The organism is Kutzneria sp. CA-103260 (assembly GCF_018263855.1).
GTDB lineage: Bacteria > Actinomycetota > Actinomycetes > Mycobacteriales > Pseudonocardiaceae > Kutzneria.
In genome coordinates this window covers 1410778-1431579 of the sequence record NZ_CP073318.1, presented here as the reverse complement: position 1 = coordinate 1431579, position 20802 = coordinate 1410778, and the positions used below count along the sequence as shown (strand labels likewise).

General features: G+C 70.5%; 20 protein-coding genes. 12 read left to right on the top strand and 8 right to left on the bottom strand.

Translation table 11 applies throughout. The annotated features are described in order from the left end of the window. Nucleotides 1-45 precede the first annotated feature (45 nt). From JJ691_RS06315 to JJ691_RS06290, 6 genes are read right to left on the bottom strand one after another with little or no spacing between them, the layout of a single operon-like run. Nucleotides 46-915, bottom strand: a complete 870-nt coding sequence (locus JJ691_RS06315) for an ABC transporter permease (protein ID WP_211767850.1) — start codon at nt 913-915, stop codon at nt 46-48. Then, nucleotides 902-1681, bottom strand: coding sequence for an ABC transporter ATP-binding protein (locus tag JJ691_RS06310; protein ID WP_211767849.1), 780 nt, complete (start codon nt 1679-1681; stop codon nt 902-904). Before JJ691_RS06310 ends, JJ691_RS06315 begins: the two co-directional genes overlap by 14 nt. After that, nucleotides 1678-2706, bottom strand: coding sequence for an ABC transporter substrate-binding protein (locus JJ691_RS06305; protein WP_249227723.1), 1029 nt, complete (start codon nt 2704-2706; stop codon nt 1678-1680). The genes JJ691_RS06310 and JJ691_RS06305 overlap by 4 nt, the downstream gene beginning before the upstream one ends. Next, a complete protein-coding gene (locus JJ691_RS06300; protein WP_211767847.1) occupies nt 2703-3983 on the bottom strand; it encodes a sulfate adenylyltransferase subunit 1 in 1281 nt (426 codons plus the stop codon). The genes JJ691_RS06305 and JJ691_RS06300 overlap by 4 nt, the downstream gene beginning before the upstream one ends. Then, the gene (gene cysD / locus JJ691_RS06295; protein ID WP_211767846.1) at nt 3983-4900 is read right to left on the bottom strand and encodes a sulfate adenylyltransferase subunit CysD; all 918 of its coding nucleotides are present in this window, start codon (nt 4898-4900) and stop codon (nt 3983-3985) included. The genes JJ691_RS06300 and cysD overlap by 1 nt, the downstream gene beginning before the upstream one ends. A 57-nt stretch (nt 4901-4957) precedes the next feature. Continuing rightward, nucleotides 4958-5659, bottom strand: a complete 702-nt coding sequence (locus JJ691_RS06290; RefSeq protein WP_211767845.1) for a phosphoadenylyl-sulfate reductase — start codon at nt 5657-5659, stop codon at nt 4958-4960. A 363-nt stretch (nt 5660-6022) separates the two neighbouring features. Here JJ691_RS06290 and JJ691_RS06285 point away from each other — a divergent pair, with 363 nt between their 5' ends. From JJ691_RS06285 to JJ691_RS06265, 5 genes are read left to right on the top strand one after another with little or no spacing between them, the layout of a single operon-like run. Then, nucleotides 6023-7243, top strand: a complete 1221-nt coding sequence (locus JJ691_RS06285) for an NAD-dependent epimerase/dehydratase family protein (RefSeq protein ID WP_211767844.1) — start codon at nt 6023-6025, stop codon at nt 7241-7243. Further along, the gene (locus tag JJ691_RS06280; protein ID WP_211767843.1) at nt 7243-8565 is read left to right on the top strand and encodes an HlyD family secretion protein; all 1323 of its coding nucleotides are present in this window, start codon (nt 7243-7245) and stop codon (nt 8563-8565) included. Before JJ691_RS06285 ends, JJ691_RS06280 begins: the two co-directional genes overlap by 1 nt. Then, entirely contained in the window at nt 8562-10532 is a 1971-nt protein-coding gene (locus JJ691_RS06275) for a glycosyltransferase (RefSeq protein ID WP_211767842.1), read from the top strand. Before JJ691_RS06280 ends, JJ691_RS06275 begins: the two co-directional genes overlap by 4 nt. Further along, nucleotides 10529-12022, top strand: a complete 1494-nt coding sequence (locus JJ691_RS06270) for a glucoamylase family protein (protein ID WP_211767841.1) — start codon at nt 10529-10531, stop codon at nt 12020-12022. The genes JJ691_RS06275 and JJ691_RS06270 overlap by 4 nt, the downstream gene beginning before the upstream one ends. A 17-nt stretch (nt 12023-12039) precedes the next feature. Continuing rightward, complete coding sequence (locus JJ691_RS06265; RefSeq protein ID WP_211767840.1) at nt 12040-12549, top strand: DUF6924 domain-containing protein; 510 nt, start codon at nt 12040-12042, stop codon at nt 12547-12549. On the opposite strand, the gene JJ691_RS06260 is transcribed toward JJ691_RS06265, so the two are convergent. Continuing rightward, nucleotides 12534-13139 carry an RraA family protein gene (locus JJ691_RS06260; RefSeq protein WP_211767839.1) on the bottom strand — a complete coding sequence of 202 codons (606 nt, stop codon included), beginning with the start codon at nt 13137-13139 and terminating at the stop codon, nt 12534-12536. The two genes, JJ691_RS06265 and JJ691_RS06260, sit on opposite strands and share 16 nt — an antisense overlap. Before the next feature lie 64 nt (nt 13140-13203). Further along, nucleotides 13204-14154: an aldo/keto reductase gene (locus JJ691_RS06255; RefSeq protein ID WP_211767838.1), complete on the bottom strand. Its 951-nt coding sequence runs from the start codon at nt 14152-14154 to the stop codon at nt 13204-13206. Between the two features lie 78 nt (nt 14155-14232). On the opposite strand from JJ691_RS06255, the gene JJ691_RS06250 reads away from it, so the two are divergent. From JJ691_RS06250 to JJ691_RS06220, 7 genes are all read left to right on the top strand, one after another. Next, nucleotides 14233-14919, top strand: coding sequence for a FadR/GntR family transcriptional regulator (locus JJ691_RS06250; protein WP_211767837.1), 687 nt, complete (start codon nt 14233-14235; stop codon nt 14917-14919). After that, nucleotides 14916-15743: a creatininase family protein gene (locus JJ691_RS06245; RefSeq protein WP_211767836.1), complete on the top strand. Its 828-nt coding sequence runs from the start codon at nt 14916-14918 to the stop codon at nt 15741-15743. The genes JJ691_RS06250 and JJ691_RS06245 overlap by 4 nt, the downstream gene beginning before the upstream one ends. Then, the gene (locus JJ691_RS06240) at nt 15740-16588 is read left to right on the top strand and encodes a substrate-binding periplasmic protein (protein WP_211767835.1); all 849 of its coding nucleotides are present in this window, start codon (nt 15740-15742) and stop codon (nt 16586-16588) included. Before JJ691_RS06245 ends, JJ691_RS06240 begins: the two co-directional genes overlap by 4 nt. A gap of 10 nt (nt 16589-16598) precedes the next feature. Continuing rightward, nucleotides 16599-17339: an amino acid ABC transporter permease gene (locus tag JJ691_RS06235; RefSeq protein WP_211767834.1), complete on the top strand. Its 741-nt coding sequence runs from the start codon at nt 16599-16601 to the stop codon at nt 17337-17339. Beyond that, a complete protein-coding gene (locus tag JJ691_RS06230; protein ID WP_211767833.1) occupies nt 17336-18085 on the top strand; it encodes an amino acid ABC transporter ATP-binding protein in 750 nt (249 codons plus the stop codon). Before JJ691_RS06235 ends, JJ691_RS06230 begins: the two co-directional genes overlap by 4 nt. Then, on the top strand, nt 18082-19032 hold the full coding sequence (locus JJ691_RS06225) for an alpha/beta hydrolase family esterase (protein WP_211767832.1): 951 nt from the start codon (nt 18082-18084) through the stop codon (nt 19030-19032). Before JJ691_RS06230 ends, JJ691_RS06225 begins: the two co-directional genes overlap by 4 nt. Nucleotides 19033-19153: 121 nt before the next feature. Beyond that, nucleotides 19154-20788: an ArnT family glycosyltransferase gene (locus JJ691_RS06220; RefSeq protein WP_211767831.1), complete on the top strand. Its 1635-nt coding sequence runs from the start codon at nt 19154-19156 to the stop codon at nt 20786-20788. The last annotated feature ends 14 nt before the right edge of the window (nt 20789-20802 follow it).

Below are 20802 nucleotides of genomic sequence, written 5' to 3'. Positions count from 1 at the left end.
TTTCCGCCGACCGGCGGATCCGGTCAGCCGAGTGACCGGATCCGGTCACCAAGAGTCCATAGTGGACAGACCGTGGGCCCGCAGCACCCGCCGCTCCAGCGGGGAGAACACCAGCTGGTTCACCCCGATGCCGACGACCAGCACCAGCGCGATGGCGCCGAAGGCCAGCGCCATGTCGTTGGTGTCCTGGGCCTGTTTGAGCAGCTGGCCCAGGCCGTGGCCGAGCGAGGCCGAGGTCGCGATGATCTCGGCGGCCATCAGCGACCGCCAGGCGAAGGCCCAGCCCTGCCGGAGCCCGGCCACATAACCGGGCAGCGCCGCCGGCAGCAACACGTGCCGCACCGAGGAAAGCCCGGTGGCGCCCAGATTGCGGCCCACCTTCAGGTACAGCGGCGGCACCTGGCCCAGGCCGGACACCAGGCCGTTGGCGATGGACGGCACCGCCCCCAGCAGCACCACCGTGTAGATGGCGCCGGGCGTGACTCCGAAGAAGATGACCGCCGGCGGCACCCACGCCACCGAGGGCAGGTTCTGCAGCCCGGACAGGATCGGCCCGATCGCCGTGCGCACCGACCGGATCCGCCCGACGACAATGCCCAGCGGCGTGCCGATCGCCACCGAGACCAGGAAGCCGAGTCCGCCACGCGAAACGCTGTTCCACACACTGGACCACACCTCGCCCTGGCCGGCCGCGGCGGCCAGGGACTGCCACACCTCGCCCGGTCCGGGAAGCACCCAGTCGGGTTGCACGCCGGCCAGATACAGTCCTTGCCAGGCGGCCAGCACCACCGCGACCGCGACCAGCGGCGGCAGCAACTGCCGACGGAGTCCGCGCCGCTGCCTGGTTCGGGCGCCGGCCAGCGAGTCCAGGCCCGCCTCCAGCCGGGCCAGTCCGTTGCTCTCAGGTCTGGCCATGGCGGCGGATCTCCTCCCGCAGGTGCTCGGTGATCTCCAGCGACAGCCCGGCCACCGCCGGGTCCTCGATCCGGCGCGGGTGCGGGATGTCCACGGTCCACTCCCGGGCGATCCGGCCCGGGAGCGACGTCAGCAGCACCACCCGCTCGGCCAGCCGCACCGCCTCGCGCACGTTGTGGGTCACGAAAACCGTGCTGAACCGGGCATGCCGCCACAGCCGGATCAGCTCCTCGTGCAGCACGTCCCGGGTGATCGCGTCCAGCGCCGCGAACGGCTCGTCCATCAGCAGCACCTCGCTGCCCTGGGCCAGCGACCGGGCCAGCGCCACCCGCTGCCGCATCCCGCCCGACAGCTCGTGCGGGCGTTTGTTCCAGGCTTGTTCCAGGCGCACCAACGACAACAGCCGCTTCGCCTCGGCCGCCCGCTCCCGCCGCGGCACCCCGCGCAGCCGCAGCGCGAGCTCGACGTTGCGGGCCGCCGTCAGCCACGGGAACAGCGCGGCCTCCTGGAACATCAGCGCCGCGTGTCCCCCGGCCAGCTCGACCCGGCCGGCGGTCGGCGTGTCCAGGCCGGCGATCAGGTTGAGCAAGGTGGACTTGCCACAGCCGGAAGCCCCCAGCAGGCAGACGAATTCGCCAGGGCGCACGGACAGCGAGACGTCCTCCAGCACCGGCGGCCCGCCACCGAATGCCTTGCCCACGCCGGTCAGGGTGACGGCAATGCGGCCCACCATCCGCTGAGTCGTCTGGCCGGTGCTCGCGGTCATTGCTTGGCCCCCAGACCGGCGTCGTCCACGCCCGGTCTCCCCCGGGCCACCAGTTCTTCGTTCAGCTGCCCGACGTCCACGAACCCGCGCAGATCCGTCGCCGACATCAGGCCGACGGTCACGGCATGATCGGCCTGCACGCCGACGGTCGCGGCCAGCGGATCGGCGGCGACCTCCTGCTCGCCCCAGGCCCGGGTGATCTCGGCGTCGGTCAGGGTGGCCCCGGTGATCTGGCGCAGCTCGGTGTTCACCGTGCTCCGCGCCTTGGCGGCGTTGGCGGAAATCCAGTCGTCGGCGGCCAGTTCTCCATCGATGAGCCGGCGCACGATGTCGGGGTGGCCGCGCAGGAAGGTGGTCGACACGACGAGGTCGGCGCTGGCGAAACGGCCGTCCGGCCACAGGTCGCGCTCGTCCACCAGCATCTTGGCCTGGGCCGACACGACCAGCCGGGACGCCCACGGCTCGGGCAGCCAGGCCCCGTCGATCTTGCCGGCGCGGAACTGGTCGAGGGTGGTGGCGTTGTCCTGCGGGCGAATGGAGACGTCGCCGCCGCCGTCGTCGGTGGTGGCGTGCAGGCCGTGCTGGTTGAGCCAGTACCGCAGCGCCACGTCCTGGGTGTTGCCGAGTTGCGGTGTCGCCACCGTCTTGCCCCGCAGATCGTCAACGGAACTGATGGTCGGCCGGACGACCAGTTCGGCGCCGCCCACGGTGGCGCCGGCGACGATCTTCAGCGCCTGGCCGTGGCTGCGGACGTAGCCGTTCAGAGCCGAGGACGGTCCCACATAGGCGGCGTCGAGCTGGCCACCGAGCAGGGCGGTCATCTCCGCCGGGCCGGCGTTGAAGACCTGGGTGGACAGCGGGGTGGAGCCCAGCGCCTTGGCGAAGAACCCGTTGGCTACGCCGATGATCGGGGTGACGTGGGTCAGATTGCCCAGATACCCCAGCCGCAGCCGGTTTTCCGTCACAGCCGAACCGCAGCCGGCCACCAGCAGGGCCGCGGCGACGAGAGGCAAGAGCCGTCTCACGGCCACCACGGCGGTAAGCCCACCATCCCGGCCGTCAGCGTGTCGCCGGTGGCCTCGTCGATGAGCAGGACCGAGCCGCAGTGCCGGTTGTCCGCATAGGAGTCGGCGGCGACCGGCTCCGCGGTCCGCACCGACACGACGGCGATGTCGTTGGTGTGCAAGGTGTTCATCGCGTTGTCGACGCTCAGGGAGTGCACGTCCAGCCGCTGCGTGATCGACTCCACCACCGCGCGCACGGTCCTTGTGGTGTGCCGCAACAACACCCGGTCGCCGGCGCGCAGTGGCCGCGCGGACAGCTGGCAGGCGACCACGCGCAGCCGGTCCACCGGGTCCGGCATGGCCACCACCGGCGCGATCAGGTCACCACGGGCCACGTCCATGGCGTCGGCCAGGCCCACCACCACCGACTGCGGCGCGAACGCCTCGTCCACCGGCATTCCGTTGAGGTAGAGCCCGGTGATCCGGGTGCGGCGGCCGGACGGCAGGATCGCCACCTCGTCCCCGGCCCGGAGCACGCCGGCCGACAACTGCCCGGCGTAGCCACGGAAATCGCCGGCCCGGATGACGTACTGCACGGGCAGCCGGGTCGCCTCCAGGCCGTCCTGGGTCTCGACCGTCTCCAGGTGCTCCAGCAGCGTCGGACCGGTGTGCCAGCTCATGTTCGGGCTGGCCGCCACCACGTTGTCCCCGCACAGCGCGGAAATCGGGATCGCCCGCACGTCGGCCAGGCCCAGCCGGCCGGCGTACTCGGTGAACTCCCCGGCGATCTCGGCGAAGCGGTCCTCGGCGTAGCCGACGAGGTCCATCTTGTTCACCGCCAGCACCACGTGCGGGACCCGCAGCAGCGCCGAGACCACGGTGTGCCGGCCGGTCTGCTCCACGAAGCCGTGCCGCGCGTCCACCAGGATCACGGCCAGCTCGGCGGTGGACGCGCCGGTGACCATGTTCCTGGTGTACTGCACGTGCCCCGGGGTGTCGGCGAGGATGAACCGCCGGCGGGCCGTGGCGAAGTACCGGTACGCGACGTCGATCGTGATGCCCTGCTCCCGCTCGGCCCGCAGCCCGTCGGTGAGCAGCGCGAGGTCGGTGTCGGCCAGGCCGCGGCGCAGCGAGGCCCGGCGGACCGCGTCGAGCTGGTCGGGCAGCACCGCGCTGGTGTCGTGCAGCAGCCGCCCGACCAGGGTGGACTTGCCGTCGTCGACGCTGCCGGCGGTGGCCAGCCGCAGCAGGTCGCCGCGGGCCGAATCAACCACGGGGACCGACTCAGTGGTAGTCATCAGAAGTAGCCCTCCCGCTTGCGGTCCTCCATGGCGGCCTCGGACAGCCGGTCGTCGGCACGGCTGGAACCCCGTTCCGTCACGCGGGACGCGGCGATCTCGGCGATCACCTCGTCCACCGACGACGCGGGCGAGTCGACGGCGCCGGTGCAGGACATGTCACCGACCGTGCGGTAACGGACCGCTCGCTCCTGCACCGGCTCCCCGTCGCCGGGCCCGCCCCACGACCCCGGCGCGAGCCACATGCCGTCGCGTCGGAAAACCGTTCGCCGGTGGGTGAAGTAGAGGCTGGGCAGCTCGATGTCCTCGGCCCGGACGTAGCCCCAGACGTCCAGCTCGGTCCAGTTGGAGAGGGGGAACACGCGCACGTGCTCGCCGGGCCGGTGCCGCCCGTTGTACAGCCGCCACAGCTCCGGCCGCTGCCGGCGCGGGTCCCACTGGCCGAACTCGTCGCGCAGCGAGAAGACCCGCTCCTTGGCCCGGGCCTTCTCCTCGTCACGGCGGCCGCCGCCGAGCACGGCGTCGAACCGGTTGGCCTCGATGGCCCGCAGCAGCGGCACGGTCTGCAGCGGGTTGCGGGTGCCGTCGGTCCGCTCCTGGAGCAGCCCGGCGTCCAAATAGGACTGAACCTCGGCGACCAGCAGCCGTACCCCGAACCGGTCCACCGTGCGGTCGCGGAACTCCAGCGTCTCCGGGAAGTTGTGCCCGGTGTCCACATGCAACAGTGGGAACGGGACCGGCGCCGGCAGGAAGGCCTTGCGGGCCAGGTGCAGCATCACCGTCGAGTCCTTGCCGCCGGAGAACAGCAGCACCGGGCGCTCGAACTCCGCCGCCACCTCGCGGAGCACGTGCACCGACTCCGCCTCCAGGGCGGCCAGATGGGAGAGGATGTGCCGTGCTCGGGTCGTCGCCCTCACACCGAAACCCCTTTCGGTCGCGGCGGGCGGCGGTTCCGCCGGATCTTGTGGTGCGGTTTATCGGCCGTGCAGGCCGCACTCGGTCTTGGCCCGGCCGGCCCAACGGCCGCTGCGCGGGTCCGCGCCCGCTGCGACGCGGGTGGTGCACGGACGGCAGCCGATGGACAGGTAGCCCTCGCCGAGCAGCGGATTGAGCAGAACTCCGTGCCGTGCCGCGTAATCGCGCACATCATCGGCCGTCCAGCCGGCCAGCGGGCTGATCTTCAGCTTGCCCCGGCGGTCGTCCCAGCCGATCACCGGCGTGTCCGCCCTGGTCGGCGACTCGTCCCGGCGCAAGCCGGTGACCCAGGCGTCGTAGTGCTCCAGCACCGCGTCCAGCGGCGCGATCTTGCGCAGGGCACAGCACTTGTCCGGATCGCGGGCGTACAGCCGGGGCCCGTACCAGCGGTCCTGCTCGGCCACGCTCTGCTCGGGCGCGACCGTGACCAGCCGGATCGGGTAGGCCGCGGCCACCGCGTCCCGGGTGCCGATGGTCTCCGGGAAGTGGTAGCCGGTGTCCAGGAACAGCACGTGCACGCCGGGCGCGTGGCGGGCGGCCAGGTCGACGAGCACGGTGTCGGCCATCGACGAGGCCACCGCCAGCCGGTCCCCGAAGGTGCGGCCGGCCCAGCTCAGGATCTCCTCGGCGGTCGCGTCGCGCAGCTCGGCGGCGGCGAGGTCGGCGAGGCGCCGGAGTTCGACCCGCGGGCGAGCGTCCATGACGCATCCTCCTCCACGGGAGTGACCAATTTATTAGGAAACTTTCCTTACTGTGGGGCGGAGCGTAGGCCCGGCCGTGGCGCGCCGTCAAGCCCCGCCGTGGCGGCGACATTCCGCAGGCCAGGCGCTGTAACCGTTTCCAGAAACCAGGATAAACGAGGCATGCTCGACTACGGGTCGGGCTTGACTGGTTACACGTATGCGAATAGTCTCCGACTCCGAGTTAATAAAGTTTCCTATCTAACTCGACGACCGGCCGGCGGACCCTGACGCTCTCCCGCCGACGTCCTCCCCACCCGCGCCGCCCTTGGCCGCGCCTGGTGGTGTCCCTGAGCACAACTCCCCAAAGGAGTGGCATCTCGCATGCGTGTACTCGTTCTGGGCGGCGACGGATTCTGCGGCTGGCCGACCGCGCTGCACCTGTCCGACCGCGGCCACGACGTCACCGTTCTCGACAACCTGAGCCGCCGGGCCATCGACCTGGAGCTGGAGGTGGTCTCGCTGACCCCGATCCGCCCGCTCGGCGAGCGGCTGCGGGTCTGGCGCCAGGTCTCCGGACGCGACATCGGATTCGTCCGGCTGGACCTCGCGACCGAATACGACCGGCTGGTGTCCGAGTTGACCAGACTTCGGCCGGACGCCGTGGTGCACTTCGCCGAACAGCGGGCCGCGCCGTACTCGATGCGCTCCACCGGGGCCAAGCGGTACACCGTGGACAACAACGTGCGGGCGACCCACAACCTGCTGACCGCGCTGGTCGCCACCGGCGGCGAGCCGGCGCTGGTGCACCTGGGCACGATGGGCGTCTACGGCTACGGCTGGTCCGGCTCGGCCCCGATCCCCGAGGGTTACCTCACTGTCAAGGTGCCCACCCCGGACGGCGACCTGGAGCGGGAGATCCTGCACCCGGCCAACCCCGGCTCGGTCTACCACCTGACAAAAACGTTGGACCAGCTCATGTTCGCGTTCTACGCGCGCAACGACGGCCTGCGGGTCACCGACCTGCACCAGGGCATCGTGTGGGGCACGCAGACTCCGCAGACCGCCCGGGACGAGCGGCTGATCAACCGGTTCGACTACGACGGCGACTACGGCACCGTGCTGAACCGGTTCCTCATGCAGGCCGCCGTCGGCCACCCGCTGACCGTGCACGGCACCGGCGGCCAGACCCGGGCGTTCATCCACATCCGGGACACCGTGCGCTGCATCGAGATCGCGCTGGCCAACCCGCCCGAGCGCGGCGACAAGCCGGCGGTGTTCAACCAGATCACCGAGACGCACCGGGTCCGCGACCTGGCCGAGCTGGTCAGCGCCAGGACCGGGGCGGACGTGGCGCGGCTGCCGAATCCCCGGCAGGAGGCGGTGGAGAACGAACTCGTGGTCCGCAACGACCGCTTCCTCGAACTGGGCCTGCGGCCGACCACGTTGTCCGAGGGGCTGCTGGAGGAGTGCACGGACATCGCGGCCCGCTACAAGGATCGCGTCGACCCGTCGAAGATCGTCTGCCGGTCAGTGTGGCGTGAGGGCATGGCGGTCGCCGACGACCTGGTGACCGGGCTTCGGCAGCCAGTGGCGGTCGACTGATGGCGCGCGGCCAGGTCCGCGTCCGCGGCATGAACGCGGCCGCTGATCTCACCTCGGGGTCCGGCAAGGAGTTTCCGCACTCGTCGATCCGGCAGCTTCTCGTCGCGGTGGCGATCCTGTCCGGGGGCGCGGTCCTGGCCTACTTCACCTACGCCGACGTGTCGGCCCGCACCAGCTTCGTCGGCGCGGTGCGGCCGCAGCAGCAGCTCAACCTGGACTTCACCCAGACCGGGCGGATCCAGGACGTGATGGTGCGGGCCGGTGAGCACGTCAAGAAAGGGCAGCCGCTGGCCACCCAGGACCAGGCCGTGGCCAAGGCGACGGTGACCGACGCGCAGTCGGTGCTGGCCGCCGCGCAGGCCAAGCTCGCCGCCCTGCAGTCGCCGGCGCTGTCCGAGTCGGCCAAGCAGAACCTGGATCTCCAGGTGGCCAAGGCGAACACGCAGCTCGCCGGCGCGCAGAAGGCGTCTTCGGACGCGGTCGCCGAGGCGAACACCCAGGTCGCGCAGGCCCAGCAGGCCGTGACCGACGCCCAGTCCGGCTACAATGCGGACAACCAGCAGCTGACCGCGCTGTGCCGCGCCGGTTCCACCACCGACCAGACCTACTGCGCGAACCTTCAGGCCCAGGTGCGCAAGGACGCGTCGGCCATCGCCACCGCCAATGCGAACCTGACGCACACCAAGGCATCCACGGCACAGCTGCGGGACACCGCGGCCAGCGCCGTCGCCTCGGCACAGTCCACTTTGGCCATCACCCAGAACCAGCGCGCGGCCGCCGGCGAGCCGGCGTCCCCCGCGGACGTGTCGTCCGCGCAGTCGGAGGTGGCGTCCGCGCAGTCCGCCGTCGACCAGGCGCAGCACACCCTCGATCAGCTCACGCTGAACTCCCCCATCGACGGTGTGATCGCCAATGTCGGCGGCGTGCCCGGCGAACTCGACGGCACCACCGGTGTGCACGGGTTCGCCGGGCCCCAATCCATGCAGGCGGCCGACGCCCCGGCGTTCAGCCTGTTCCCGCCGGCCGCCGGGGCGACGCAGAACGCCGGCGGAGCCGACCAGCATCCCTTGATCACGCTGGTCAGCTCGGAGAGCGACGCGATCGCCCAGGTCGCCGAGACGGCGATGCCCAAGGTCAAGCCGGGTGCGCCGGCCCGAGTCACCGTGAACGCGTTGCGGCAGACCGTGGACGGCAAGGTGGACGAGGTCATCCCGATGCCGATCGACCAGTCCGGCGGGGTCGAGTACGCGGTTCGGATGACGGTGGCGCACTGGCCGGACGGCATCGCGCCCGGTATGAGCCTCAGCGTGGTCTTCCCATGATCCGAATACCGGGGCTTGTCCTGTTGGGACTGACCATCGCTTTGATCGCCGTGTTGGTGGTGCACGCCCTGCGGCGCCGGTTCGACGACTCCGACCGTGGCGTCGGCAATGTGGTGCGGCTGCCCAAGCCGCACCCACCGTCGCTGCGGCGGGTGGTTGCGTTCGTGGTGATCTGCCTGGGCGGCAGCGCCTTGCTCAACGGCCTGCGTTCACCGGACCTGTCCACTTCGTACCGATGGGTGATCGGCCGCGCGGTCACGTCGGTGGTGCCGCTGCCGGCGGTCGTGGCCGACTACGTGTCCCACCTGCGGCCGGTCATCCCGATCAGCTTCCTCGCCTTCACGGTCGCGTTGGCCGTGCTGGTGCGCGCGACTCCCCTACGTCGCCTCATGATCCTGCTGCACGCCCCGCTGGCCATCTTCGCGGCGATCACCGCGGACACCGCACTGGCGGTGATCGGCATCGAGCTCGGCCTGCCACTGGGGCCTTTTCCGCTGATCAGCATCCTGATGCACTACCTCGTCGCCTACGTCATGGCGATGCGGCTGGCACTGACCACCTATCTACTCCCCCGCCCCACCCAGGTCCCGATCCGGCGCACCGGCGACACGTTCGACACCGTGATCACCGTCGTGGCGCTGGCCGCGGTGTCGGCGTTCGTCGCCGCCGGGGCGGCCTTCGTGGTCAGCCTGATCGGCGACGACGCGGTCGCGTACACCTTCCTGCTGCTGGCGATCCCGGTCTACCTCAAGTTCGGGCTCTACGTGCTGCTGACCCTGTTGCGCGTGGTGGGGCGGCGCAAACTCCCGCCGCCCTTGGTGAATCCGCCGCCGATCGACGTGATCGGCCCGGCGTTCAACGAGGAGACCAACATCGTGAACTGGGTGGAGAGCGTCGACCGGGCCGCGGCGGCCTACGGCGGCCCGGTCCACCTGATCCTGTGCGACGACGGCTCCACCGATGACACCCGACGACTGGCCGAGGAGGCGATGGCGCGTGCGACCGCCCTACAGGGCACGGTGATCGCCGGTTCCCACACCGGCAAGGCAACCGCCCTGAACCTGGCGCTCACCCGCTGCACGGCGGATTTCGTGGTGCGCCACGACACCGACTGCGAGCTGCATCCGAACGTCTTCCGCCACTCCATCCCCTGGTTCCTGACCGACCAGCGGATCGGCCTGGTGGGGGCGTTCATGCTGCCGAAGTTCCCGTTCCGCACCTGGGTCGACCGGATGCGGTCGCTGGAGCTGGCGGCCGGTTTCGGCCTGCCCCGGCTGGCCTACGCCGTGGTCGACATGCAGCCGTGCGTGCCGGGCAACTACACGGCGGTGCGGCGCACAGCGGCGCTGGAGATCGGCGGCTGGCCGGAGGGCATGCTCGGCGAGGACATCGACTTCACGTGCAGCCTGGCCAGGATCGGCTACCGCGCGGTGTACGACCGGCGGATCTGGGCCTACGAGGACGTGCCGGAATCCCTGGCCCAGCTGCGGTTGCAGCGCCGGAGGTGGAGCCAGGGCTCGATCTACAACTTCGCCCGGTTCGTGCCGTTCGCCGCCGGCTCGGCCGGGCCCAGGTTCTGGTTCGCCGAGTTCTTCAAGGGAGCGCGGCGACTGGTGCAGCCTATGCAGTTCGCCGCGTACCTGTTCGCCTTGCAGGGCGCGGTGCTGCAACCGAACCTCCGGCAGAACGTGTTCCACCTGCTGGCGTTTTTCGTGCTGGCCAAGCTGCCCATGCTGCTGGTGACGATCTGCGCGCTGTGCTACCGGCGACTGTGGAAGTCCCTGCTGTGGTGGCCGCTGTTCCTCGGGTTCGTGATCGTCAAGCGGCTCGCGAACGTGGAAGCGTTGCTGCTGCTGCGAACCCGCCCGGTCCGCCCGATCTGGCGGACCGTCCACCGGGCCGTGCCCGACCCCGACATCACGTGGCCGGTCCTGCCGCCGCGCTACCTGACGAACGGAGAAGCGTGAACCGTGCGCATCGTGTGGCCGGCGCCCTGGCGTCGGTCGTCGCCCTCGTTGCCGCCTGCGCGGCGGCAGCCGGGGACCCCGATCCGTGGGCGTCGGCCGCAGCCGACGACGCCATCGTCGTCGACCCGACCCCGCACCTGACCGCCGACCAGCTGTCGTTCCTGCGCGAGGTCGGGGCCCGGACCTGGCGGCTGCTGTCCGGGCCGGGCGTCGACCCGGCGACCCATCTGCCGCTGGCCAGCGTGATGCTGGCCGGCGCCCCGGCTGGCACGGTCGACCTGGCGCCGGCGACACCGGCCCAGCAGTACACCAATCCGTCGCTGATCGGGAACTACCTCACGGCGATCGTGGCGGCCAAGGACCTCGGCCTCGACGACCAGGCCCAGAACCGGGCCGCCGCCGTGCTGGCCGAGATCCAGCAGCTGGCCAAGTACAACGGCTTCCTGTTCCGCTGGTACAGCACCACCACCGGGCAGGCGATCGAGACGCCACAGGGACGTCCGATCAAGAACGGCTACGTGTCCACAGTGGACAACGCGTGGCTGGCCCAGGGCATGATCACCGCCGCGCAAGCGTTTCCGGCGCTGTCCCAGGGCTTCCAGCAGCTGCTGGCCGCGATGCAGTGGGACTTCCTGTACAACGCCAAGGCGAACGTGCTCTACAACGGTTATCAGGTCGGCCAGGGCTATTCCGACTCCACCTACGACAACCTGTACTCAGGCCCCCGCATCGCCGACTACCTGGCCATCGGCAGCGGCAAGGTGCCGGGCGAGCTATGGTGGGGCCTGGCCCGCACGCCGTCGTCCGACCACCGGCAGCGGCAGACGCCGCAGGGTCTGAACCGGACGTACACGGATCCGCAGAACGGCAAGCAGTACACCATTTTCGAGGGCCACTACGTCTACGACCGGATCAAGTTCGTGCCGACCTTCGGCGGCAGCATGTACCAGGGCCTCGCGCCGGCGATGGTCGTGCCGGAGCAGACCATGGCCCCGCAGAGCCTGGGCATGAACAACCGCAACACCGCGCTGACCCAGGGCGCGTACGGGCAGTTCGGCGCGAAGACCCCGGTCTGGGGCTGGTCGGCCGCCACCTCGCCGACCGGCAAGCAGCGCTACGACAACTACGGCGCCACCGACCTGGCCATCAACCAGGGCGACGTACCCGACGACGTGACCACCCCATCGGCCGCCTTCCTGGCCCTGCCGATCATCCCTGAGCTGGCCTACGCCAACATCCAGAACCTGGTCCAGGCCTTCCCGACGATCTACAACCAGTACGGCCTGCTCGACGCGGTCGAGGTGCGGACCGGCAAGCTGGCCCCACGCTTCATGGCCATCGGCCAGACCGCGATTCTGATGGCGGTCGACAACGCCGTCGACCACGACCAACTCCAGGGCTACTTCGCCGCCAGCCCCACGGCGAAGGCCCTGACCCCGTACCTGGCCCTGGAGCGGTACTCGATCCACGGTCTGGTCGGTCCGGGCTGACCGGTACGCTGCCGCGCATGGAGTCCTTGGCCAAGGCGGCGGCGGAGCGCGACGAGACCGACAAGCTCGTGGTGCGCACGCATTTCGGTGACGACCGGGCATGGCAGGCAGTGCTGGCCGCCGGGCTGGAGTCGTGGGGCGACGAGGACGACCAGGACGACGAGGGCTTCGAGTCGACCACCTACGCGGTGGACGACCCGGCCCTGGCCGGCTGGTCGGTCGAGCAGGTTCGGGAGGCCGTGGCCGAGCAGGACCCGAACCTACCGGTGCTGTTCGTCGCCGACGAGCAGACCATGCTGGCCTCGCACCACGCGCTGCTGGCCGTGAACATGGACGACGAGCCGAACTTCATGGACAACGGCGAGTACGGCACCGAGCACCTCACCGAGTTCGGCCGGCAGTTCCGGATCGTGCCCCGCCACGCCTCCGGCGTGCACGTCAACCTGTGGCTGGCCAACATGGACTTCACCGACTGGGCGCAGACCGCCGGCGCCAGCCCGGACGGCGTGTTTCACGACTTCGACTGAGCCAGCAACGCCTCGACCTTGGCCCGGTGCGCGGACTCCCACTCGTCCAGGGTCTGCCCGGCCTCCTTGGCGAGCTTTCGCTCGGCCTCGGCCAGCACCTCGTCGGCCCGGGCCGCCGGCACCACGACCACGCCGTCCTCGTCGGCGATGACGATGTCTCCGGGGTGGACGGTGATGCCGCCGCAGGTGATCGGCTCGTTGTGCGGCGTCACGGCCTTCTTCACCCCGGGGATCGGCACGACTCCCCTGGCGTGCACCGGGAATCCGTCCTCGCGGATCTCGCCGATGTCCCGGATCACGCCGTCCAGCACGAACGCCTCGACGCCGCGGCGGTGGGCGACGGCGCAGACGTTGCCGCCGGCCAGGGCGTAGTCGGTGTCGCCGCTCTCGACGACGATCACCGAGCCGGGCTCGGCCCGGTAGATGGCGGCGTGCAGCATGAGGTTGTCGCCGGGCGGGCACCGGACCGTGAACGCCGGGCCGGCGACCCGCCCGGACGCCCACAGCGGCCGGATACCGAGATCCATGATGTGGCCGCGGTCCAGGATCTCGGCGAGGGTCGTGGTCGGAATGCCGTGGAAGTCACCCATGCCCGCGACCCTAGCCGGACCGCGCCTCGCCGTCGCGCGCGATCTACTGGGGGTGGGCCACGGTTTAGTTGGCGCTCACCGCCACGACGAGCTCCGCCCGCTGCTCGGCGGTCAGCTGGAGATCCGCCGCCGCCACCAGCGGCCGCAGGTGCTCGGCCGACCGCGGCCCGACCACCGCCGCCGTCACGTTGGGATCGGTCAGCACCCAGGCCAGCGCCAGCGTCGTCAGCGAAACCCCGTGACCGTCGGCGATGTCGGTCAGCCGTGGCAACGCCTCGAACGCCCGTTCCATGGTCAAATCGGTCAACTCGGGCGGGCGCAACGCCATTCGCGAGCCAGCCTGATACGACTCACCGCCACGGTGCTTGCCGGTCAGCAGGCCGCCGGCCAGCGGGCTGTAGGCGGTGAACCCCGCGCCCTTGTCGGCGCAGGCCTTGAGCACCTCGGCCTGCCCCAGCCGGTCGAACAGGTTGTATCCATTTTGGACATTCACCGGTGATCCGGCGTCGGCCGCCGCCTTGAGCTGGCCGGCGTCGACGTTGCTCACTCCGTAGGCGCCGATCTTGCCGGCCTGGACCAGTTCTTCGAAGGCCCCGACCGTCTCCTCGATCGGCACCGAGTCGTCGGGCCCATGGGCCAGGTACAGCTCGACCCGCTCCACGCCGAGCCGGGCCAGGCTGGCGTCGATCGCCCGGCGGATGTGCTCCCCGGACAGCCCGCTCCCGAACTCGACCGGGCCGCCCACCTTGGTCGTCAGGGCGATCTCGCCGTGGGCGCGCCGGCTGGCCAGCCACTCCCCGACCCACCGCTCGGAGTCGCCGCCGGCGTACGCGTCGGCGGTGTCGAACATCGAGATCCCGCTGTCCCGGGCCGCGTCCATCACCGCGAAGGCCGTGTCCCGATTGTCGCCCTTGCCCCGGAACTGCGCGGGTGACCCGATTCCGCCGAAGTTCCCGCAGCCCAGGATCACCGCCGACACCCGCGGCCCGGCCGCCCCCACCGTCTCGTAGCGCATACCACCAACCGTACCCAGCACCCCTTGACGTCGAATTGAGCAAGTGATTTAGTCAATCGCGATCGAAGGGAGTGCCGCATGTCACAGGCGCCGCAGGCCGGCGGCTTGTCCGATCGGCTGGTCGACGGGCTGCTCGACCTGATCAGCGAGGGTCGGCTGGGCCCGGGCGACAGCCTGCCCACCGTCCGCGAGCTGGCGCAGCGGTTCGCCGTCACGACGCCGACCATCCGGGAAGCGCTGCGGCGGCTGCAGACCACCGACGCGGTGCGGATGCGGCACGGCTCGGGCATCTACGTCGGCGACGGCATCAACCGCATGCTGATGCCCAACCCCAACTCCACCCCGCTGAAGGACGAGCACATCATCCAGCTCGTCGAGGCCAGGCTCACGATCGAGCCGGGCATCGCCGCGCTGGCCGCGGCCCACCGCTCGGACGACGACCTGGAGCGCCTGGCCCGCGCGGCCGACACGGCCAAGCGGGCCGCCGACGACAACCGGCCCAAGCTCAACTTCCACCGGGAACTGGCCGCCGCGTGCGGCAACCAGGTGCTGTTCGAGGTCGTCGACTCCCTGCTCGCGGCGCGCAGCCGGGAGCAGCGGGCCCTGCGGGCACAGATCGAGAACCGCACCCGCGACTACGACCAGCATGTGGCCATCTTCCTGGCCGTCGAGGCCGGGGACGCGGAGCTGGCCCGGCAGCTCACCGAGCAACACCTGCGCGAACTGCGCACCACTGTCACACGTCACCTGGGCGGCAACGAATGACGTACACCCCACGCACCCACCGGCTCGCCGACCTGACCTGGCCGGAGATCGACGAGCTCCGGCCGCACGCGCCGGTCGCGATCGTGCCGCTGGGCGCGACCGAGCAGCACGGCCTGGGCATGGCCCAGCGCACCGACACCACCCGGGCCGAGGCCGTGGCCGACATGGTGGCCCGCCGGATGTCGCCGCAAGTCGTTGTCACGCCTACGATCCCGGTCGGCATGTCCGAGCACCACATGGCGTTCCCGGGCACGCTCACGCTGTCCCCGGTGACGCTGCAGCAGGTCGTGGTGGAGCTGGTGACCAGCCTGCACCGGCACGGCTGGCGGCGGATCTTCGTGCTGACCGGCCACGGCGGCAACAACTCCGCGATCGACGTGGCGGTGTCCCGGCTGCGGGCCGAGCTCACCGACACGCACATCGCCTGGAGCGGCGTCACCCCGGTGGTCGCCGACATCATCAAGGAGCAGGGGGCCAGCCAGGTCCGCGGCCACTCCTGCGAGATCGAGACGTCCCAAGCGCTCTACGTCGATCCCGACCTGGTGCTGCCCGAGCGGCTGGTGCCGGGAAGCTCCACAGTGGACGACCTGAACCCGGCGGGCCGGCTCGGCCGGTCGCACCCGGGTTTCCACTTCCCACAGGGATACGACGCGCTCAGCCCGACCGGCAACCTCGGCAACCCGCGCCTGGCCACCACCGAGCTCGGCGCGCTCCTGGTCGACACCGTCGTCGACCGCATCTGCGGCTTCCTGACCGGCCTGATCGGCCTGCCGGACCGCAGCCCGGCCCCGCCACCCGCCCGCATCGCACTGGAGACCACATGACCGCCGCCCCGACCCGACGCCGTATCGGAGTGGCCGCCGTCGCACTCGCCGCCGGGATGTCCCTGGCCGCGTGCGGCGGCGCCGACGCCGGCTCCGACAACTCGCTCGGCACCGTCACGCCGGGCACGATCTCGTTCGCCTTCCGCTCCGACGACAAGCCGGTGTCCTTCGTGGACAACGGCAAGCCCACGGGCTTCCTGATCGAGCTGACCCAGGCGATGGCCGCCCGGATGAAGCTGACGCCGCAGTACACCGCCACCGACTTCGCGTCCATGCTGCCCAACGTCCGCAACCACAAGTACGACTCGGCCGCCTTCGGCACGCTGGCCACCGACGCCCGCAAGCAGGTCACCGACTTCACCACCCCGGTGTCCTTCGGCGAGGCGAAGATGGTCAGCCGCAAGGCCGCCGAACTGTCCACGGTGGACGCCTCGGCCGGCAAGACCGTGGCCATCACCCGGGGCAGCGAGCTGATCCCGCTGCTCAAGCAGAAGGTGCCGACGGTCACCGTCAAGGAGTTCCCGAACATCGCGGCCAGCGCCAACGCGCTGACCGCCGGCCAGGTCGACGGCCTGTTCACCGGCGACGCCACCGCGCTGGACCTGGTGACCAAGCACCCGGACTACGCCTACTCCCCCTCGATCACCAGCGGCCCGACCGCGCTGCCGGTGGCCAAGGACCGGCCGGCGCTGAAGAAGGCCCTGGACGACGCGCTCAAGGCGGTGATCGCCGACGGCACGTACACGAAGCTGTTCGACAAGTGGAACCCCAAGGGCGTGCCGATCCCGCCGGACATGATCACCACGTACCCCGGCATGCAGCAGCGCCCCGGCGCCGTGTCCTGAGAGGTCCACAATGGACGGCATCCAACACGTGCTCGACACGTTCTTCGACCTGCCGCTGATCCTCGGCACGCTGCCCACCCTGCTGCGGGAGGGCCTGCTCAACACGCTGCTGCTGACCGTGCTGGCCAGCCTGATCGGCCTGGTCGTCGGCATCCTGCTGGCCAGCGGGCTGATGTCGCGGCACCGGATCCTGCGCTACCCGTGCCGCTGGTACGTGGACGTGCTGCGTGGCCTGCCGCACATCCTGTCCATCTACCTGATCGGCCAGGGCCTGCCGCTGGCCGGGCTGAACGTGTTCGGCAGCTGGACCTACGGCTACGCCGCGCTGGCCATCGGGCTGATGGAGGGCGCGTACATGGCCGAGATATTCCGGTCCGGCTTCCAGAGCGTGGAGCGCGGCATCGTGGAGGCGGCCCGCAGCCTGGGCCTGTCCCGGGCCCGGACCATGCGGCTGATCGTGATCCCGATCGGGTTCCGGCGGGTGCTGCCCGCGCTGACCGGGCAGTTCATCCTGGTCATCAAGAGCACCGCCCTGGTGTACCTGCTGGGCCTGGCCACCGGGCAGCGGGAGATGTTCGCCATCGCCCAGGACACCTCCAGCAACAACGCCTCGCTGTCCCCGCTGGTCGCCGCCGGCCTGTTCTACCTGGTGATCACCATTCCGCTGACCTACGCCGTGAACGCGTGGGACCGGCGGATGCGCGAGGGCCGCCCGGTCGCCGCGCTGCCGCCCGTGGAGGCCGTCGCATGACCACCCTGACCCGTGCCGGCACCGCCGTCCACTTCGAACACATCGACAAGAGCTTCGGCTCCCACCAGGTCCTGCACGACATCGAGCTGGCGGCGCCCGGCGGCGCGACCACCTGCATCGTCGGGCCGTCCGGCTCGGGCAAGTCGACCCTGCTGCGGTGCGCGAACCTGTTGGAGGTGCCCAGTTCCGGCCGGATCCTGATCGGCGAGGAGGCCATCACCGATCCCGGCGCCGACGTGGACCGCATCCGCACCCGGGTCGGCATGGTGTTCCAGAACTTCCACCTGTTCCCGCACCATACCGTGCTGGACAACGTGACCCTGGCCCAGCAACGGGTTCTGGGTCGCTCGCGGGACGAAGCCGTGACGATCGCCCGAGCCCACCTGGACTCGGTCGGTCTGTCCCGGTTGGAGGATCGCCGGCCCGAGCAGCTGTCCGGCGGGCAGCAGCAGCGGGTGGCCATCGCCCGGGCGCTGGCCATGGATCCCGAGGTGATGCTGTTCGACGAGGCCACCTCGGCCCTGGACCCCGAGCTGGTGAAGGGGGTCCTCGCGGTGATGCGCGAGCTCGCGGACCGCGGCATGACGATGATCGTGGTCACGCACGAGATGCGGTTCGCGCGTGAAGTGGCGCAGCAGGTGGTGTTCCTGGACCAGGGACGCCTGTTGGAGGCCGCCCGTCCCACCGAGTTCTTCGACTCCCCCCGATCCGACCGGCTCCGGTCCTTCCTGAAGCAGGTGCTGTGAGAAGACTACTCGCCACCGCGATCGTCGCGCTGACCGCTCTTGCCGTGCCCGCAAGCGCTTTCGCCGCCGAGCCCGCGGTGCGCAACTATCCGCGCCTCTCGGCCGGCTGCCTCTCCCCGAACGCTCCGCCCGTGGGCGTCACCACCAACCAGACCATCACCTCCGGTGGCATGCAGCGGGATTACCTGATCCACCTGCCCGCCGGGTACCAGCCGTTCCAGCCGACACCGCTGGTCATGGCCTTCCACGGCCGCAAGGGTGACGGCTCGGACATCGAGGCCTTTTCCGGCATCGACAATCTCAACGCCATCGCCGTGTATCCGGTGGGGGCCAAGGGCCAGGACGACCAGCGCGCCTGGGAGAGCGCGCCCTACGCGGCCCCGGTCGACGACGTCCAGTTCGTCAGCGACCTGCTCGACCACCTCCAGGCGACGCTGTGCGTCGACCCCAACCGGATCTTCGCCACCGGCAAGTCCAACGGCGCCGGCTTCGTCGCCCTGCTGGCCTGCCAACTGCCCTTCCGCATCGCCGCTTTCGGCACCATCGCCGGCGCCTTCTACCCCGGCACCACCGTCGGCTGCGACACCAGCGCGCCCGCTCCCATCGTCGACTTCCACGGCACTGCCGACCCCACCATCGCCTACGACGGCGACGTCAGCCACGGCGTGGCCACCCCGCCGCTCATGCAGTGGGCCCAGGACCGTGCCACCCACAACCACTGCGCCACCGGGCCGTCCCAGACCCCGATCGGCACCGACGTCATCAAGTTCGCGTGGACCGACTGTTCCCAGCACGGCGACGTCACCCACTACCGGATCATCGGGGCCGGCCACACCTGGCCCGGCGAACTGGTGGACAGCGGCCCCGGCTCGGCCACCCAGACCATCAAGGCCACTCAGGTGATCTGGGACTTCTTCACCGCCCACCCGCTCACCGCGCACCTGTGAGGGTCGGGATGCTCGCCTGGCGTCGGGGGCGAGCATCCCTTGCCTTCGCCAGTAAGATGAATCCGCATCGACCTCGCGCCGCCATCCGCCGGCAGCCCGCAGCACTGTTGGGGGCTTCACCATGCCGTTGGCACGCACGACGCTGATCAGGTCAGCACTGGCCGGAATCGCGGTTCTCACCTCGGTCGTCTACGCCTGGGGCATCACGGTTCGGCCGGTGCACAACTACTACGCCTCAGCGGTCCGCAGCATGGCCGGCAGCTGGCGGGCGTTCGTGTTCGGGGGCTTCGATCCGCAGGGGTCGATCAGCATCGACAAGATCCCCGGGGCCTTCTGGCTGCAGGCGTTGTCGGTGCGGGTGTTCGGCTTCCACGACTGGTCGGTGGCGCTGCCGTCGGTGCTGGAGGCCGTGCTCACGGTTCTGGTGCTGTACAAGGTGGTCGAGCGCTGCTTCGGGCCGGAGGCCGGGCTGCTGGCGGCGCTGGTGCTGGCGGTGACGCCGATCGCCGCGGCGCTGGCGAAGTCGCAGATCTCGGACACGCTGCTGACGTTGCTGCTGGTGTTGGCGGCGGGGGCCTGGCAGCGCAGCGTCCTGGACGACAAGCCGCTGTGGCTGTGCGCGGTGTGGGTGGGCCTGGCGTTCCAGGTGAAGATGGTGCAGGCCTGGCTGGTGCTGCCGGTGTTCGCCGTCGGCTACGTCCTGTTCGCGCAGCGGCGGCGGATCGGCAGGCTGTTGGTGGCCGGCGGGGTGACGCTGGCGGTCTCGTCGGTCTGGATCGTGCTCACGCTGCTCACGCCGCCGGCCGACCGGCCGTACATCGACGCGACCACCGACAACAACCCGCTGTCCATGGTCTTCGGCTACAACGCGGCCGGCCGCTTCCACGGCGGGGGCGGCTGGCGGAACCTGTTGTCCGAGCACACTTTCGTCCAGATCGGCTGGATGTATCCGATTTGTCTGCTCGCGGTCGTGCTCGGTCTGCTCTGGACTCGGCAGCGCAGTGGGTTCGCGATGTGGGGCCTATGGCTGGCGGTGCATCTCGCCGCCTTCGGCTTCGGCCAGTTCCGGCACGCCTACTACGTGATCGTACTGGCGCCAGCCGTCGCCGCGCTGACCGGCGCTGGTCTGGTGCTGTTCTGGCGTGAGCGAACGAGCCGGCCGTGGCTGCTGCCGACGGTGGTACTGGTGACCGCCGGCTGGGCGCTGCTGCTCCCCCACCAGTCGCTGACCGCCGCCGTCGCCGTGCTCGCCCTGGTCGCCATCCTGGCACTGATGGCCGCCCGTACCTCTCGGGTGGCCGCGCTGGGAGCGGTGGCCGGGCTCGTCGCCGTGCTGATCACGCCCACCGCCTGGACCCTTTCCACCGATTCCCATGTGGCCAGCGCCAATGCCGCCAATCCGTCCGTCGGCGCAAAGCCTCGCAAGCCACACCTTCTGTCCAAAAAGGATCGTGAGCTACTGGACCTGGTCCAGCGGGCCGACACCCGTTACGCGCTCGCGGTCGACGGCGCCGGGCCGGCCGCCACGCTGATCTCCCAGGCCGGGGCCAGCGTGCTGCCGATGGGCGGCTACAGCGCGAAAACTCCGTTCCCGACCGCCGACCAGTTCCGGACGCTCATTCAGACCGGCCAACTCCGGTACGTCCAGGGCACCGTCAAGAAGCCGGCGCGGACCGTCCCGCAGGCCAACGTGAACTGGGCCGCCGAGCACTGCGCCGAAGTGCGCGAACACCTGTACGACTGCGCCGGCGTCTAGCAACCCGTTTGTCC